This window comes from Streptomyces wedmorensis, from assembly GCF_000716445.1.
Taxonomy (GTDB): Bacteria; Actinomycetota; Actinomycetes; order Streptomycetales; family Streptomycetaceae; genus Streptomyces; species Streptomyces wedmorensis.
The window spans coordinates 155,409-172,739 of the sequence record NZ_JNWK01000001.1; the positions used below are offsets into that span (position 1 = coordinate 155,409).

Below are 17,331 nucleotides of genomic sequence, written 5' to 3' on the forward strand. Positions count from 1 at the left end.
CTCGGACCGCTCACGTCGCTCACGTCGCTCACGAGGCGAGCCTCACGGCGTCCGCGTAGGCGACGATGCGCGAGCCCGCGTGCCCGGAGACGTACCGCTCCGCGGCCCCCCGGGTCACGAAGGCGCGCCACTCGCCGCCGTCCGCGACCCACACGGCGCGGTCCGCGAACCAGAGCGTGCCGGTGACGGCGTCCGGCACGTAAGCGGCGCGCACGTCGGCGCCCTTGAGGGCCCGCAGGAGCGCGCCGGGGCTGTCGAGGGAGCGGGTCGACTCCTGTCCCCGCAGCCACAGTTCGGGCTTGGCCGCCGTCGCCTTCGGATAGGCGGGCGCAGGGACGGCGCGCCGCAGCGGCGCCGTGTCGACGAAGGCGTCGACGTCGACGTCGTTCACCAGACCGGCTTCCTTCAGGACCGGTACGTCCTCCTTGAGCGCGGCGATCAGTTCCGGGCGGAGCGCCGGGTCGAAGGTGGCGATGCCCTGGGCGCCGTTGTAGAGGTAGACCACCTCCGCGGGCAGCCCGGTCTCCTTCGCCACGGACTCGGCGGCGGCGACGGGCCGGGCGCGCAGCTCGTCCGTCGCCCGCCGCTGGGCGCGGAGGAAGGCGTCGAGGACGCCGGGCCGCCGCTCGGCGAACTCCTCGCGGACGGTGACCCCGTGGAAGGTCGGCAGGTTCAGCTCGGCGCCGTCGTACAGGGCGGTCGCACGGCCCTGGAAGGCGAGCAGACCGGGCCAGGCGACGAACTGGGACAGCGCGTCGACGCTGCCGGCGGCGAGCGCCGAAGCGCCCACGCTCGGCTGCTGGTTGAGCTTGGAGATGTCCTTCGCGGGGTCGAGTCCGGCCCGGCGCAGGGCCCGGACCAGGGTGCCGTCGGCCGCCGAGCCGACACTGGTGGAGACCTTGCGGCCCTTCAGGTCCGCGAGCGACCTCAGCGGCGAACCGGGGGCGGTGACCACGGTGTTGAGGCCGCCCCGCAGGTTGTACCCGGTGACCGCGACGAGCCGGGTGGGCTCTTTGAGCTGCTTTCCGCGCGCCGCGTTGATCAGCAGCGGGAAGTCGCCCATCGAGCCGATGTCGATCTTTCCGGCCGTCATCTGCGCGGTGATCGGGGCGCCGGTCGCGTAGTCCTGCCAGACGACCCGGTAGGTCAGGCCGTCCTTCTTCCCGGCCGCCGCGAGTTCCTGCTCGAAGTAGCCGAGGGAACGCAGCAGGGTGCCGGCGGTGACGGTGTTGATGGTCTTGGACTGGTAGCCGACGGTCACGGTGACCGTTTTCGCGCCGGACGGACCCGACGCGCCGTCGGCGGCGTCGCCGCAGGCGGTGACGAGCGGGAGGAACAGGGCGAGGGGGAGTGCGAGGGCGAGTCTTCGTGACCGCATGGGAGTCAGGCCTTTCACCGGAGCAGGTAGGGCATGTTGACGGTGACCGCGCCGGTGGGACAGCGGGCCGCGCAGGGGCCGCAGTACCAGCACTCGTCGACGTGCATGTACGCCTTGCCGTCGTCCTCGCGGATCGCGAGCGAGTCGAGCGGGCACATGTCGACGCAGAGGGTGCAGCCGTCGATGCACTTCGACTCGTCGATGGTCACGGGCACGTCGGCGCGCTGGGGGACCAGAGGCATGACTGTCTCCAGGAAGGGGGGTACGGGGAGGACCAGGGACTGTCGGACAGGACCTGGGGGTCAGATCGAACGGTGCAGCAGGCCGCTCATGGTGATGCGGTCGCCGCGGAAGCGGATGAACTCCAGGTCCACCGGCCGGCCGTCGGGCAGGCAGGTCAGCCGCTCCAGCATCAGGACCGCGGCCCCGCGCGGGGCCTGGAGCACGGCGGCGGAGTGCGCGTCGGCGTTGACGGCCTCCAGCGTGATCTCCGCGTGCCCGAGCGGCCCGCCGGTCAGCTCCTCCAGGAGCCGGAACACGTCCGTGTTCTCCAGGTCGCAGCCGAGGAGTTCGCCGCCGATGTCCATCGGCAGGTACGACAGGTCGAGGGAGAGCGGCAGCCCGTCGAGCCGCCGCAGCCGCTCGACGCAGAGCACGTCGGTGTGCTCGGGGAGGCCCAGCCGGTGGGCCACGGGGCCGGACGCGGTCACCGGTCCGACGGTCCGGACCTCGTTGGTGACCCGCCCGTGTTCGCGCAGGGTCTCCGCGAGCCCCTGGAGCCGGTCCAGGCCGTGCGGGTACTTCTCGCAGACCACCACCGTGCCCACACCCGCCCGCCGTTCGACCAGCCGCTCGCCCCGCAGCAGGTCGAGGGCCTGGCGCACGGTGTTGCGGCTGGCCCGGTAGTCCGCCGCGAGGGCGTCCTCCAGCGGAAGCACCCCGCCGGGGAAGCCGCCCGCCAGGATCTGGTGGCGCAGCAGGTCGGCGAGCTGCCGCGCCCGGTCGGCCCGCAGCCGCCTGCGGCGGGCGGCGGCGACGGGACGGGCGGCGGAAGCGGGTTCGGCGGGCATGGGACGGAACGTAGCGGGGGACCGGCTCCCGTGGTGTTGCGGCAGTATTGCGCCACCTGACACCTCATGCGTACGCCTCTGACCTGCGACGACACTGGGCGGGTGGCAAGACCCGCCACTCCGGCGCCCAGCACGTGGACGGCCGGGCGCCCACCATGTGGGAGACCTCAGGCGGTCCGCGCGTGGACCTGGACCCTGAGCGCGACGGACAGGTGATGGTGGAGGACGCCGAGCACCGGCTCGTCCGGGGCGAACAGGCCCGCCGCCAGCTTCCAGTAACGGCCGATGACCGGACCGTCGTGCAGGGCGAGCAGGCCGACGAGCCGGCGGCGGAACGCCCGGGTGTCCCGCACCCCGCTCGCGTGCGCGTACGCCGCCACGAAACAGTCCAGCGCCCCGCCGTCCTGCGGCGCCCCTCCGGCCCGCGCCTCCGAGGCGGCCAGCGCGTACGCCTCGGCCAGCCCCTCGTACAGCACGGCCGGCCGGTACTCCCCGTCCGGCAGCGGCGGCGCCGGCCGGTACTCCACCGTGTCGAGGAGCGGGTCGGTGACCAGCGCGTGCAGCCGGGCGAAGGCCAGCACCTGCGCCGGGCTCGGATCCTCAGGCGGCCGCGGCACCACCGAGTCCAGGACCAGCGACACCACCCGGCCCGGGAGCCGGACCGGCAGGACGCGCCGCCAGAAGCGCGCCAGCGCCTCCGTGTCGGGCGGCACGGTCACGGCACCGAGCAACCGCAGCCGCTCCGCACGCTCCCCGGCCGCGCAGTCCCGCACCAGCCGCAGCGACGCCTCGCGCCAGCGCAGCTCCGCCAGTTGGGCGCCCACCTGCCTCAACCGCCCCGCGACGACCTCCTCCAGCACGTCCTCCCTGACCTCCGCCCCGGGGACGACCCGGTCGACCTCGGGCAGGGGCACGTCGAGGGCGCGCAGCGAGCGGATCAACCGGAGCCTGTCGAGCGCGTCGGGCCCGTACCTGCGGTGTCCGCCCGAACTGCGCCCCGCCTCCGGCAGCAGACCGCGGTCCGAGTAGAAGCGCACGGTCTTCACGGTGACCCCCGCGCGCTCGGCGAGCTCCCCGATGCTCCACAGACCGTCGGACAACACGATGTGAACCTCCGTCAGCGGTCGGCATCGGCTACGAGCACCCATTGTGCCGCCCGGGCTTGCATCTCCCCCGAGGGGAGTTCCTAGCGTGCGGTGCGGGACATCCCCGAGGAGTCGCAAGGAGACGATCATGACCGCGTTCGTGCTGGTGTCGGGCCCCTTCACCGGGGGCTGGGTGTGGGAGGAGACCGCCGACCGGCTCCGGGCCGCGGGAGCCGAGCCGTACCCCGCGACCCTGACCGGGATGGGGGACCGACGGGACGAGGCCGGGCCAGGCACCGATCTGGAGACCCACATCGAGGACCTGGTGCGGCTGATCGACGGCATCGGAGCCCCCGAGGTGGTGCTCGTCGGCCACGGGTACGCCCTGCACCCGGTGTTCGGCGCCGCCGACCGGCGCCCGGAGCGGGTGGCCCGGATCGTCGCCCTGGACACGGGCCTCCCCGAGGACGGACGGCCCGCCGTGGGCTCCGTACCCGACCCGGAGGTCCGGGAACTCCTGGCTTACGGGACGGGCGGGGGCGACCACGAAGGGGGTGGGGACGGGGGTCATGGGCCGGTTCCGCCGCCGACGCGCGAGACCTGGCGGCGCTGGGGCAGCACCGAGGGGATCCCCGCCTACGCCTGGGAGCGCCTGGAGCGGCTCGCCGCGCCCCAGCCGCCCGCCACCCTCACGCAACCGCTCCGGCTCACCGGCGCGGCCGGCGTGCTGCCGGTCGCCGGAGTGCTCTGCACGGGCAACGGGTCGAGCATCGCCATGGTGGAGATGCTGGTGGAATCGGGCCCGCCGCAGTTCCGGGAGCTCGCCGACGCCCGGGTGCGGTTCTTCGAACTGGCCACCGGCCACTGGCCGATGCTCTCCGCCCCCGCCGAACTCGCCGGGGTGCTGATCGACGCGGCGGCCGGAGAAGGTCACCGGGTGGGCGCGGCCGGACACGGGCACGGACCCGCGCGCGTGCACGAGCAGCCGTCGCACCTCCTGCCCTTCCTCATGGACCTCCCCGAGGTGCCGCGCGAGCGGCGGGGCCGGATCGACCTCCACTTCCCGGACGGCGCCCAGCACCTCCCGGACGACGCCCAGCACCTCCCGGACGACGCCGACCACCTCCTGGACGGCGCCGACCACCTCCCGGCCACCGAAGGACGGGCCGGAGCCGATCACCCCAGGCCGGCCGTGGTCTTCGTCCACGGCGGCCCCGTGTCGCCCGACCAGCGCCCCACCCCACGCGACACCCCGTTCTTCCTCGGATACGGCCGCTACGCGGCGAGCGAGGGCGTGATCGGGGTGACCCTGGACCATCGGCTGCACGGCGTCGCCGACTACCCGATCGCCGCCGAGGACCTCGCCGAGGCCGTCGAGCTGGTCCGCGCCGACCCGCGGGTCGACGGGGAGCGGATCGCGCTCTGGTTCTTCTCGACCGGCGGGCTCCTCGCGGCGGACTGGCTCGCCGCGCCCCCGCCGTGGCTGCGGTGCGTGGCGGCGAGCTACCCCGCCCTCGCGCCGCTGCCCGGCTGGGACGCGGTGGAACCGCGCTTCCGTCCCGTCGCCGCCGTGGGCACGGCGGACGGGCCGCCGGTCGTCCTGACCCGGGCGGGTCTCGAACACCCGGCCTTCTCGGCGACCGTGCGGGAGTTCCTGGACGCCGCCGGCGGGCGCGGAGCGGACGTCGAGGTCGTCGACGTGCCGCACGGGCGCCACGGCTTCGAACTGGTCGATCCCACCGAGGAGTCCCGGGCGGCCGTGGCACGGGCCATGGCCGCCGTCCTCGACCGGCTGCGGGACTGAGCCGGGGTCAGTCCTCCAAGCCGTCGAACCGCAGCCCCGAGGAGGACTCGCCGCGCCCCGGACGGGCGCGGCGGGACGTCCAGAGCACGCCCCGTCCGTCCCGGGTCCGCGCGTACTGGTGGGCCCGGGTGAGGGTGACGCCCTCGCGCGGCACCTCCTCGGAGAACAGGTCGTACGCGTTCGGCAGACCCGGCGCGAGCAGCCGCCCCAGCGGGCGCAGCGGTGCGCCGTCGGGTCCGTCGAGATGGCCGAGCCGCAGGACGTAAGCGCCGGGACGCGGCTCCCGGGGAAGGAGCGGGAACCAGTGCGGCGGCACGTCGCTCATCAGCCGGTAGACGGCGGTGCCGCCCGCCACGGCCGGGGCGGGGCGGGGCGTCGGAGCCGTACGGGTGCGGTCGAGGGAGCCGCCCACCGGCGTGGGCACCCGGCGTTCCACGGCCCAGGCCTGGTTGGCGCCCTCGTCCCGCGCGAGCAGCACCTCCTCGACGGGCTCGCCCTCCAGGCCGCCGACGGTCACGGGAGGCACGAACAGGCCGGTGCGCCGGCCGCCGTCCCCGGTACTGAGCCGGTGCACCGACCAGTGGGCGTCCCCCGCCCCCGCACCGGGCGCGGGCAGCAGCGTCGGACCGCCCAGCTCCGAGCTGAAGGTGTCCCCGACGACCACCGAGGTGAGCGTGGTGAGGCTGCCGACGGGCACGTCGAGCGGCACCAGGTACCAGTCGTTGCCGTACACGGTGGCGAACTCGGCGACCAGCATCCGGGCCAGGTCCGACGGAGCGGCCTCGACACCCCCGAGGTCCACCCGGGCGTCCTCGAACTCCCAGTACCGGCGGGCCGGCATCCCGGGGAAGCGCACGGGCGCCGGGAACGTGGTGGAGAGCAGGGACTCCCGGTCTGCGGGCGACTCCAGACCGGTGTCGCCGCCGGCCGTGAAGTCCGTCCAGTCCAGCGTGCCGCCCTGATAAGCGGGAGCGGTGAGCGTGGTCTCCGTACCGCCCTCGGACAGGCCGACCGAGAAGCGGTGCTCCAGGCGCCGCGCGTCCCACGCGGGATCCCCCTCGACCGCCGTGAGGTGACGTCCGTCGTACCAGGCGAGCCAGGAGCGGAGCACGGAGTACGCGGCCGGGGGCAGCCCCCAGCCCGGCTCCTCCGGGGTCGGCGCCGAGGCGTGCAGGCTGAACGCGAGGGCGTGCCCGTCCGGCACCCGACCCCGCAGCACCGAAAGGAAGCGCAGGGTGGCCGCGTCGACTCCGCCCTCCTCGCCGGTCAGACCGAGCGGGAAGTCGTCCAGGAGCATTCCGACGGCCTCGGCGACCGCGTCCGCCGGGAGTCCGGCCGAACGCAGCAGCCGCAGCAGGTGCTGGCCCGCCTCGGCGCCGGACCGCAGATCGGCGGAGGTGGCCCGCGGTCCGCCCGGCTCGGCCTCCACCAGCGCCTCCAGCGGCGTCGCGCCGTCGTAGTCGGTGCCGGCGCCCGCCGGACGGCCCGGCCGGTAGCGGGTGATCCGGTCCGCGTGCCCACGGACCCGCACCCATACGGGAGTTCCGGCGTCGTCGCCGAGGAACTCGCCCAACTGCCACTGCCGGGCCAGCATCCACGCGGGGTCGTGGACCTGGCCCTCCAGGGAGGGCCGCAGGTCCCCGGTGCGGGCACGGGGTTCGAGCCGGGTCCAGCTGGTGATCGAAGTCATGGCGCCTACCTCCGGAGGCCGCGGGTGAAGTCGGTGGCGACCGCGTCCTCGAACCGGGTGTTCATGGCGAGGAGCGCGGCGGGGGCGAGCTGCCCGATGTCGGCCACCGCGGTCGGACTGTCCGGGTGCAGGGCCTCGTAGTCCACGGCGCGCAGCCGCGCCAGGTCGAGTGCCGCCCGGACGGTCGCGCCGAGCAGGTCCGGCGTCCACGTGGGGGACGCGTCCGGCGGTACGGCGAGCAGCACCGTCTGCGGCGGCGCCGCGTCCGGCGCGTCGATGTGCAGGGCGACGCCGGTCGTCTGCCGCTCGCGCGGCACGACCTCCGTCCACTCGTCCACGATCAGCCCCCGCAGCCGCCCCGACAGCAGTTCCTCCGGGGCGACGCCACCGTCCGGAGTGTGCAGGACCAGGGACAGCCGCGGGCCCGGGCTCTGCCCGGCCGCCGGGGGCAGCGCGGCCCAGCGCTCGGCGCGCGCCGGGTCCGAGGTCGCCGTGTACGGGGTCTGGGCGACCACCGCCGTGAGCGCGTCGCCGCTCTCCAGCGCCTCCGCGTATCCGAGCGTCGTCACGAGCCGCTCGACCCCCCGCCGCACCCGGCCGAGGCGGCCGAGCCAGCCGGCGGGCGCGTGCGGGTCGCCGGCGAGCAGCGTGTCGGCGTGCGCGAGGGACTCGTTGAGCGGTCCGGGCGCCGGCGCGGCGAAGCCGGGCAGTACCACGAGCTCACTGCCGAGCAGCGCTCCGAGCACCTCCCGCGCCCACGCTCCCACCGGCAGCCCGCCCTGCGCGCGGGCGGTGTCGAGAGTGGCCGACAGGGCGAGCCTGCGGGTGAGTTCGGGAGCCACCGTGGTGGCGAGCGGCGCCAGGAGCGCGGCGTGCGCGGCGAGCTCCTCCACCGTCGCGCCGGGGCGCGGCGGCAGCGGCGGGGCCGCGGCCGGGACGCCGACGAGATTGGCCGTGACCAGGCCCCGGTGCAGCCGCTCGACGCGAGTGGCGGCGGGCAGGTCGCCCGGCGTGGCGAGATCGGCCGCGGCGCGCCGTACGACCTCGCGGACGGCGACGGCCCTCGGCTCCAACGCCGGATCGTCCGGCCCGGCGTCGGCGCCCTCGGGAGCCGCCTCCGGCGGCGCGAGGTCCGCCGGTCGCAACGGACGTGCCGCACGAAGGAGTTCCCGGGCCGCCCGGACCGTCTCCAGGAGCAGCCCGAGCCCCTCGTCGTCGACGGGCACGGAGACGGGCCGCGGCGCATCCGGCTCGTCCGCCGCGAGCAGTCGGTCGGCGTGCAGCAGCAGGTGCCGCTCCAGGTCGGAACCGGGCAGCGCCTCCGGGTCGAGCCCCAGGGCCGGCCAGTCCAGCGGGGAGAGCGGGATCCCGGCCAGCGGCACCGTACGGCCGCTGCCGTCGGCGAGGCGGACGCCGTACGTGACGGTGTCGGGCGCCGGGAGCAGTGCGGTCAGCCACGCGGCGAGGGCGGGTTCGGCGAGGGCGCGGGTCTGGGTGAGGGGGTCGATCGCCCAACCGCCCGTGCCCGTACCGGAGTCGGGTCCGGGGTCATCGGAACCCGTGCCGGATCCCGTACCCGTGCCGGGGTCGCCGCCGGAGCCCGGGCCGCCGGTCCCGTCGTCCGGGAGGTCCCCGCTGCCGGGAGGTCCGCCGGGTCCGTCGCCGGAGCCGTCGTCGGTCGGCGGGAGGACGACGATCGGCGGGGTGTCCCCGGCTCCGCCGCCGGGGCCGGCGGCGGCGAGCGCGCGGGCCGGCGCCGGGGCCGTACCGTCGTCCTCGCCGCCCGCCGAGGCCGCACGCGCGAGCGTGGGCGCCGCGGAGCCCGTACCGGCCGGGTCGGGAAGGAGCACGATCACGCGGTGGGTGATCGCGTCGCCGGTGCGGGGGGTGCGGAGGGACTCGAGCTCGGGGGGCGGGGCCTCGCCGTTGCCCATGGCGTCGAGGGTGGCGCCGGCACGGAGGGGGTTGCCCTGGGCGGCTTGGTGGACGCCTTCGACGAGGAGGGCGTCGGCGACCGAGTCGACGGCGTCGTCGAGATCGGCCAGGACGGCTTCCAGGGCGGCGAGTTCCTCCGTCGCGGTCGACGGGACGCCGACGTCGTGGATCAGGTCGAGACGGCCGGAGGCGCGGCGCCGGTGGAGCCGCAGGCCGTCGACGACGTCGTGGGCGGCGACGGTCTCGCTGACCGTGCCGTCGTGGTCGACGTGGGTCGCGGTCGTCGGGGCGAGCGTGCGGAAGCGGTCGGCCCAGGAGGTCAGCGTCCGGACGTGGTGGTCCTTGAGGGCCCGTTCGAAGCGGTAGCCCAGGAGGGCGCCCAGGGGCTGCCCCTGCCGGACGCCGTCGAGCAGCCAGGCCGCCGTGCGGGCGCGGGCGGAGTGCAGGTCGATCGCGGTCGGCGCGTCCGGCAGGTCGCCGTGGGCGCGTTGGGCGGCGCGCAGCACGGCGGCCGTGGTGGCCTGCGCGAACGAGGGCGCGTGGATCGGTCCGGCGGTGTCGGCCGCCTCGAACAGCTTCCACGGAGCGACGGTGCCGGGCGTGGCCAGGGGATCGGTCTCCTCGCCCGCCGGGCGCCGCTCCGGCGCGACCTCCGCCGGCCCGGTCGCGCGGGGCGTCACGTCGAGGAGCCAGCCGTAGCCGCCGAGATGGCAGCCGTACGGGTACGAGGAGCCCGGTCGGCGCAGCCAGGCGAGCCGCTTGGTGGCGAGCGAGGTGATCCACGCGTCGAGGCGGTGCGAGGTCGTGTCGAGGTTCTGCGCGAGGAGCCGTTCGAGGTCCTCGGCGGGCAGCGGCGCCAGCGCCTTGAACGCGGCCAGCGTCTGGTGCAGCGGCTGGAGCTCGGACCGGTTCTTGGCCTCGGGGCTCCAGACGTACGCGTCCGCGGTGGCGGGACCGGGGGTGCCGGGAGGCAGGGGCCGCTTGGCGCGCTTCCACACGGTCGCCGTCCTGACGGCCTCGTCGACGTCGATCAGTTCGGGTTCGTTCCGCTCGGCCCGGCCGGTGCCGATCGCGTAGTCGACGGCGCGGGCGTACTCGGCGAGCAGCGCGTGCCGGGCGAGCCGGTAGAGCAGCGGCGTCGACAGGGCCTGGGCCGCCGGGTCGCCGCCGGCCGCGCCGAGGTCGTGACACCAGCGCGCCCACGGCAGGTTGTCGCGCTCGGCGGTCCCCGGGACCCGCGCCCACGCGGGCGGGTTCAGCGGGTCGGCGAGGGCGGCCAGGTACTGGGCGGGGGAGCCGCCGGGCGTGCCGGCCGGGGCGTCGGTCCACGGGTGGTCGAGGGGCCAGGCCTTGTCGGCGTACACGACGCGCCCGGGGCCGTACTCCCAGCCGGGCAGCCCGAGCCGGGCGGTGAGGTCGCGCACGTGACCGGCGAGGCCGGTGCGCCACTCGTCGTTGAGGCCGAGCGGGCCGAACCGCCACAGCGCGGCCACGTACTCGGTGCCGACGGCGCTGCGGGCGTGGAGTCGGCGGGAGGTCGGGGCCATGCCGAGGATCTCGGCGACGGTGCTCTGCGAGGCCGCGCCGCGGGTGATCCTGGGCACGGCGTCCGGGTCGGCGGCCGACGGCGCCCAGATGCGGTCGCGCAGGGTCCGCAGGAAGCCGGGGACGGCCGGGTCGAGGCGCAGCGCGCCCATCCCGGTGCTCTCCAGGTCCGTCCAGCGGTCCAGCGGCAGCACGGGGAGGATCCCGTACGGCTGGCTCCCGATCCGCAGGGTGGGCAGCGGGCCGCCGGGACGCAGGTAGCGGCGGGCGTGGTCGCGGGCGCCGAGCACCTGCGTCTCGGAGAACCGGTCCTCGGCGAACTGGCGCACGTAGTAGCCCCAGGTGGCCTCCCACAGTGCGGTGGCCATGTCCCGGGCGGCGGCCTGGTCGCGGCGGCGCGCGTCCCGGGCGCGGGCCAGCGGCGCGGGGCCGCCGGTCGCGCCGACGAGCGGCAGGCCGAACGCCTTGGCGAGCACCGCGGCGTTGGTGTCGACGTCGGTCGGCGCGCTGTCGAAGTGCCGGACCTGGTACGCCTCGCGGTTGGCGGGGTCACGGCGGCTGTAGCGGGAGGTGGCCGTGGCCGTGTTGTTGGACGGCGCGCCCGGCGGCACGTACCCGAGGCCGCGGGTGTAGTACTGCGCCTCGATGAGCGCGGTCAGCTCGGCGGTGGCGACCGTCGGCTTGTCCTCCAGGACGCCGTACGCGAAGAGCCGGTCGTATCCGGTGCCGCGCGGCAGCCGCACCGCCATGCCGATCGCCTCGGCGGCGGCGAAGTCCACCAGCCAGCGGGTGGCGTCGTCGGTGGGCGGGGCCGCCGGGTCGAGCTCCTCCAGGTCGGCCGTGGGCGCCGGGCCCACCGGCAGCGGGCCGCCCGCCGCGCCCCCGACCTTCGCCGTGACCCGCGTGACGGCGGGCGCCGCCGGGTCCTTCGGGTGGCCGACCACGTACCAGCGGCTCGGCAGGGCGCGCGCGACCGGCCGCCGCGTCCAGCTCGCCGCGCGCTGCTCGCCCGGCGACGGGAACACGGGCTGGGCGTCCGCCCCGCCCGTGCCCGGCTGGTCCATCGGATTGACCGGCGTCGTGACGCGCGCGACCCAGGCGGCCCGCTCGTGCCCGAACCGGTCGGCGAGCTCGCCCCAGGCGGCCGCCTCGGCGGGCCCGTCGCCGCGCGCGGCCCATATGCCGCGCCAGTAGCGGTGTCCGTAGGCCTCCTCGTCGGCGGTGAGCAGGACCTCGTGGGTGTCGACGTGGATCTCGTCCGGATAGATCCGGACGAGCAGTTCGGCGGCGGTGAACCGGGTCTCCAGCCGGACGGGCAGCAGTACCACGGGCAGCGCGGTGGGAAGGGTCCAGGCGGGTGGCGGTGGCGTGGTCATGTGCGTCCGTCCAGGTGGCGTGCGGAGGTGGGCGGCTGGGCCGCGGAGTACGAGGGAGGGCGGACCGCCCCGGCGGCGGGCCGGGGGCCGCCTCCGGGAGAGGGCCGGGCCGCGTGGGCCGGCGCCGCGGGCGACGGCGGCGGCGTCACGAGCTCGCCCCCTGCGGCGGGTACGCCACCGGGACCTCGTAGGCCTCCGGTGGGATCGTCGGGAGGGAGAGCAGGTTGTCGGCGGCGTCGGCGTTGGGGGTGGTGCGCAGGTAGCGATCGCCGCTGCCGTCCGGGACCGCGAGGACCGCGGCCCGGGTGCCGGGGGTCTGCTCCACGTACAGGGCCTGACGGCCGTCGAGCGCGGTGAGCGCCTCGGCGCGCGACATGCGCCACCAGCGGCCGTCCGGCCGGCGGCCGGCGATCTCGCGGACGAAGACGCCGTCGCTGCCGGGGGCCCTCTTGCGGACGTGGGTGATCCGCAGGCCGGGGCCGTGCAGCGGCAGCAGGGCGGAGGCGTGGTGGGCCACCCGTACCGGCCGCTGGAGCGTGATGTGGGCCAGGGCGGCCGCGTTGCGGCCCCAGGAGAGCCTCGGCGCCCCGGGGCCGGGGTGCAGCGGGCGCGGGTCGGCGCCGAACGCCGGCCGGGTGCCGACGTGCGTCAGCGCGGCCAGCTCCTCCGCGCTGCGGACGGTCTTCGCCCAGTCGACGTCCCGCCAGGTGGAGAAACTCGGCCCGTAGACGGCGTCCCTGGGCGGCTCGTCCAGGCCGAAGGACGGCGCCGTGGCGTGCTCCTCGAAGACGAAGAACCACCCGGGGTCGGTCTCCGAGCCCAGCGACTCGGCGACGGTGAGGGGGAAGCCGAAGAACAGCACGTCGGCGCCGATCTCCCCGGAGAACACCGGCTCCAGGCGCCGCTCGCCGAGCCGGCGCGGCCCGCCGGGCACCGCGGACGGCAGCGCGCGCCGGGCGTGCAGCCCGAGCGAGGGGAATCGGCGTACGACCTCGCCGCGGACGAGCAGCACCACCGCGTCGTCACCGCCGGCCGGCCGGCGCACGGTCTCGCCGAGCGAGCTGTGGCGGCCCCAGTCGCGCATCGGCGGCACGTCCGGCTGCTCCAGCCCCGGTTCCACGGTGCCGCGCGCGTCCCAGAAGTACCGGAAGGCGGTGGCCCGCCGGTCGGTGGGGTACTCGCGCCACAGGAGTTCGCGGCCGAGTTCGTGGTTGGCACCGGCGAGGAACGACTCGATGAACCGTCCGTTGGCGCGCAGCAGGGTGACCGTGTCCGCCGGGACGTTCTGCACCCCGGGCAGCAGGTGGTCGCTGCCCAGCTCGGTGAGCAGCTCCGCCATGGGCTGGGCGAAGGACGGCGGGGCGAGGAGCGGCCCGAGCGGGTCCGGAAGCCCCGAGCCGGCCAGGTCCGCGCCGTCGATGCGGGCGGCCACCCGGGCGGTGACGGCCGTCTCCGGCTCCGTCGCCTCCCGTACCGCCCCTGCCAGCTGCCTGAGCGGAAGGGCGGGTTCGGTCTCCTGGAGCGCCCTGCCCTGCGCCGCGAGCAGCGCGTTCTGGTGCGCCTGGGCGGCGGTCCGGAAGTCCGAGGTGATCTTGCGGCGGCGTTCGGCGACGGTGCCGGGCAGGTCGACGAGGGCCACGCCCGCGCCCTGGTTGGTCCAGCCGTACGAGCCGCCCGTGTCGGCGGCGAACGGCGCGGACCAGGAGCGCGGTGATCCGTCGCCCCCGTCGACGTCCCAACCGATGCGGTAAGTGGCCGAGTTGGTGGTCGGTCCGTCCTCCAGGACGAGGACGACGAGGTCCGGCTTCTCCGTGCCGCTGAAGTCGGCGACGGCGATGGCGGCGCCGGCGGCGGCGGGGACCGTGCCGGGCACCTGCACCACGGGGCCCCAGGCGTTCGGCTCCACCCGGCCCCGGGCGTTGATGTCCCAGCCCACCCGGTAGGAGACCTTGACCCCGGCCGCGGTCTTCTCGGCGAGCATCACGATCAGCTCGGGGCGCAGGTCGTGGTCGAGGTCGGCGACGGCGACGTCCAGGCCGCAGACGACGGGCGCGGACTCGTCCGGCCTTCCGGGCCACGGAAGTTCGACGGAGTCGGACCAGCCGCCGCGCGCCACGCCGTTCTCGGGCGAGATGTTCCAGCCGATGCGCAGGAAGAGCCGCTTGTTGCCGTTGATGCCGCCCAGGTAGGCGACGATCAGCTCCTGGTTGCCGTCGCCGTCGAGGTCGGCGAGCGTGCAGCTGCCCGCGAGGACGCTCACGGGTGTGCTCAGGCCGCCGCTCGCGGTCATGGCCGTCGACATCGGCGTCGGCATGGCCACCGGCGGGATCCAGCGGGCCGCGTTGCCGTCGGTGTCCAGGTCGCGGCCGATCATGTAGCGGCCGAAGTTCCCGACGTGGCCGTTGTTGCTGAACTTCTCGATCCAGAAGACCGCGACGTCCGGACGGCCCGAGTTGTCGAGGTCGGCGGTGGCGATGCCGAAGCCCTGGGTGTCCTCGGCGCTCATCCGCCCCGCCATGCCCGGCTTGAGCTGCCAGCCGCCGCGCACGGACCCGTCGAAGTCGGTGCCCCGGCCGACCCGCAGGTACGGGACGTTGGGGCCGCTCTGCACGTCGACGTGACCGACGAGCAGGTTCGACAGGAACCCGAGCCTCGGACTCCAGCGGATGTGGGCCGGGGGCCGCGCAGCAGGGTCGCCCTTGCCGCCGAACTCCGGCCGCCCCAGCTGGTACCAGTCGTTGTCGCCCGCGCGGTCGACGACGATCAGCTGACCGTCCGCGACCACGTGGATCAGGTTGCCGTACGGGGCGCCCTGGACACCCTGGTCGGGGCCGCAGGGGACGCGGCCGTCACCGGGCACGCCGGTGGCCGACGGGATCGCGAGGACCCTGGACGTGGAGTCCGAGAAGACGGCGGAGCCGTCGCCGCCGAGCCCGAGGACGCGGGAGAGCGGAGGCAGGTCGTTGACGGGCATCCAGACCAGGTGCACGCCGCCGAGCCACCAGCTCAGGTACAGGCGGTTGTCGACCCCCATGCCGAGGTACGAACCGTCGGAGTTCCGCACGGGCACGCCGCGCGCGGGGTCGAACCCGCGTCCCCCGGCCGCCGGCCGCACACCGGTCATGTCCTCCTGGACCCACTGGGCGCCGTTGTGGCGGTAGCGGATCAGGCTGCCCACGGGCTGGTCGGCCGGGGCTCCCGCGGGAGTGGTCTCGACGAGCAGCAGCTCCCACGCGCCCTGGACGCGCAGCCCCGCGATCCCGGTGCCTCCCGGGATCCCGTGCGACCTCCAGGACCAGGTCGTCCCCCGGCCGTTGAGCTCCCACAGCCTGCCCCGGTCGTCCACCACATAGGCCGCCTGGTCGACGTAGCCCGACTGGCCGACGCCGTCCGCCGGCTCGAACCGGGCGATCGTCGCGAGCCGGCCCTCGCCGGTCACCACGGGCCTGGTGTAGCCCGTGGAGTGCTCGTACGGCATGCCGTGGTGCAGCCACAGCCACTGGTCGCCGTCCCACCGCAGCTGATACAGGTTCCCGTTCGCGCCGACGACGAAGACGTGCAGGTCACGGACGGCCGAGGGCGGGGAGGCGCAGGTCGTGCCGGGCGGGAATCCGTGGTCCACCCAGCCGGGCACGTTCTGCTGGGTGACCCGGGACATGAGCCGGCCGTCCTCCGTGACGACGAACACCCGGTTCGGTATCGCCGCGCCCACCCAGCGCACCACGGGCACCGCGGGGGCCACGTCCTCCTTCGGCTCGGTCGGATCCTTCTCCCACCAGCGGGTGGTCAGCCGGTCGGCCCTCAGCTGCTCGAAGGTCTCGTGGCCGGAGAGGTTGTCGACGCCGGTCAGCCCGGCGGGCGTCGGCAGCGGCGGCACCGCCGCCTCGGTGCGGCGGGCGAGCGAGGCGGCGAGCCCGGTCGCGGCGCTGTCGCCGGCCGCCGGAGCCGTCCCGGACGCGGCGGCCCGGCGCGCGACCGGACCCCCCGGCCGCAGCAGCCGCCGGAACGCCGGGTCCATCGCCGCGTCGGCCTCCTTGTTGCGGCCGAGCTCGCCGGCGGCGGTCCCGTCGCCGTAGCCGACGGCGTCCCGTACCGCCGAGGTCATCTGGAGCATCCGGGCGGCGAGCCGGTCGTCGCCCGCCGGGACCGTGCCGGGGGTGGCCCCGGGCAGCCGGCGGTGCAGGCTCTCGGCGACCGTACGGGCCAACTGGCCCTGCCGCAGCACCTCGTTGGCGCGCCGCAGCTCCGCCGCCTGGTCCCAGGCGGCCGCGACCAGGTCCTCCTGGTTGCGGCGCACGACCTCGGCGCCCAGCGCGGCGGCCGCCCGGTGTCGCGGGTCGAGGTTCAGCTCGCGCAGCCAGGTGGGCCCGGCCTGCGCCGAGGGCAGACCGGCGGTGCCGGCCTGCGCGGAGCCGTAGACGGGCGGGGTGAGCGCCGTGTTCAGCGGGCCGGGGTCCAGCGCCGCCTTGTAGGCGGTACGGAAGGCGGCGGCCGTCTCCGCGTGCCACGGGTGCGGATCGGTGCCCGCGGTCCGCAGCGCCCCCTCCAGGTCGAGCACCCGCCCCGGGTGCCCGGACGGCGGCTCGGGCAGGCCCCCGCCGGCCGCGCCGACGTCCACCGGCCGGGTCCCGACGTCACCGGGCAGCGCGCGCGGGGTGAGCGCGCGGACGAGGGACTCGAAGTCGCCGTCGAGCCCGGTGGTGAACCGCCAGTGGTGGTACACCGGCAGCAGCCACTCCGTCACCTCGGGCTGCTCGCCCGCGGCGGGCCAGGCGGGCCGCAGAGCGCCCTCCGGCACGGGATGGCCGAGGCCGGCGAGTCGCCCGGCGTCGAACGCGGGGACGACGGCCGCGACGTAGCGGGTGCGCGGGCGCAGCCTGCGCGGACACAGCAGCCGGGACAGCGTCCGGTCCGGCTCCTCGGCCAGGATCCGGTCCACCTCGGCCTCGTCCGCGCCCTCGTCGGTCGCCACCTGGGCGTGTGCCCAGGCCCACGACTCCGCCAGGTCGGGCAGCTCGGACCGGCGGCACCGCAGCCGGGGCAGCGCGCCGTCGGAGGGCAGCACCTCGGCGTGGTCCGCCTCGGCCACCACCAGGACCAGCCAGGGGCGCAGCCGCCCCAGCTCGGTGGCCCCCGCCGGGGTGAACAGCCACGGCAGGTCCGGCCGGTCGAACTCGACCGCCGGGAAGAGGTGCGGCTCCGCGTCCGCCGCCTCGGCGGCCGGGAACACGCGCAGCACCTGCCCGGCGTCCAGCCCGGTCACGTCCCCCGGCCCGAGCAGCCGTGCCGGTACGGCCACGGAGTCGCGACCGGTCAGCCGCGGCCGCAGCGTGACTTCGGTCCGCGACGCCATCGGCCCGGACGTGGGGTCGGTGGCGCCCCCGGCGGCGGCGAGTCCCTCACGGACCCAGGACAGGAAGGTCAGGCCGCTCAACGCGTCCCTCCGGT

Annotated in this window: 8 protein-coding genes; 1 reads left to right on the forward strand and 7 read right to left on the reverse strand. The window is 76.0% G+C overall.

What is annotated here, in order from left to right:
- Positions 1–28: 28 nt before the first annotated feature.
- The 4 genes from OO54_RS00670 to OO54_RS00685 form a co-directional block, all read right to left on the reverse strand.
- Complete coding sequence (locus tag OO54_RS00670; RefSeq protein WP_033200889.1) at positions 29–1,378, reverse strand: ABC transporter substrate-binding protein; 1,350 nt, start codon at positions 1,376–1,378, stop codon at positions 29–31.
- 14 nt (positions 1,379–1,392) lie between these two features.
- Positions 1,393–1,620 carry a 4Fe-4S dicluster domain-containing protein gene (locus OO54_RS00675; protein WP_017236562.1) on the reverse strand — a complete coding sequence of 76 codons (228 nt, stop codon included), beginning with the start codon at positions 1,618–1,620 and terminating at the stop codon, positions 1,393–1,395.
- Positions 1,621–1,680: 60 nt separating this feature from the next.
- A complete protein-coding gene (locus tag OO54_RS00680) occupies positions 1,681–2,448 on the reverse strand; it encodes a GntR family transcriptional regulator (RefSeq protein WP_033200890.1) in 768 nt (255 codons plus the stop codon).
- Positions 2,449–2,615: 167 nt separating this feature from the next.
- The gene (locus OO54_RS00685; protein WP_033200891.1) at positions 2,616–3,551 is read right to left on the reverse strand and encodes a helix-turn-helix domain-containing protein; all 936 of its coding nucleotides are present in this window, start codon (positions 3,549–3,551) and stop codon (positions 2,616–2,618) included.
- A 130-nt stretch (positions 3,552–3,681) separates the two neighbouring features.
- On the opposite strand from OO54_RS00685, the gene OO54_RS00690 reads away from it, so the two are divergent.
- Positions 3,682–5,337: an alpha/beta hydrolase gene (locus OO54_RS00690; protein WP_033200892.1), complete on the forward strand. Its 1,656-nt coding sequence runs from the start codon at positions 3,682–3,684 to the stop codon at positions 5,335–5,337.
- 7 nt (positions 5,338–5,344) lie between these two features.
- On the opposite strand, the gene OO54_RS00695 is transcribed toward OO54_RS00690, so the two are convergent.
- From OO54_RS00695 to OO54_RS00705, 3 genes are all read right to left on the reverse strand, one after another.
- Positions 5,345–7,027, reverse strand: a complete 1,683-nt coding sequence (locus tag OO54_RS00695) for a hypothetical protein (RefSeq protein WP_033200893.1) — start codon at positions 7,025–7,027, stop codon at positions 5,345–5,347.
- A gap of 5 nt (positions 7,028–7,032) precedes the next feature.
- A complete protein-coding gene (locus OO54_RS00700; RefSeq protein WP_033200894.1) occupies positions 7,033–11,883 on the reverse strand; it encodes a hypothetical protein in 4,851 nt (1,616 codons plus the stop codon).
- 145 nt (positions 11,884–12,028) lie between these two features.
- On the reverse strand, positions 12,029–17,317 hold the full coding sequence (locus OO54_RS00705; RefSeq protein WP_033200895.1) for a DUF3892 domain-containing protein: 5,289 nt from the start codon (positions 17,315–17,317) through the stop codon (positions 12,029–12,031).
- Between the last annotated feature and the right edge of the window lie 14 nt (positions 17,318–17,331).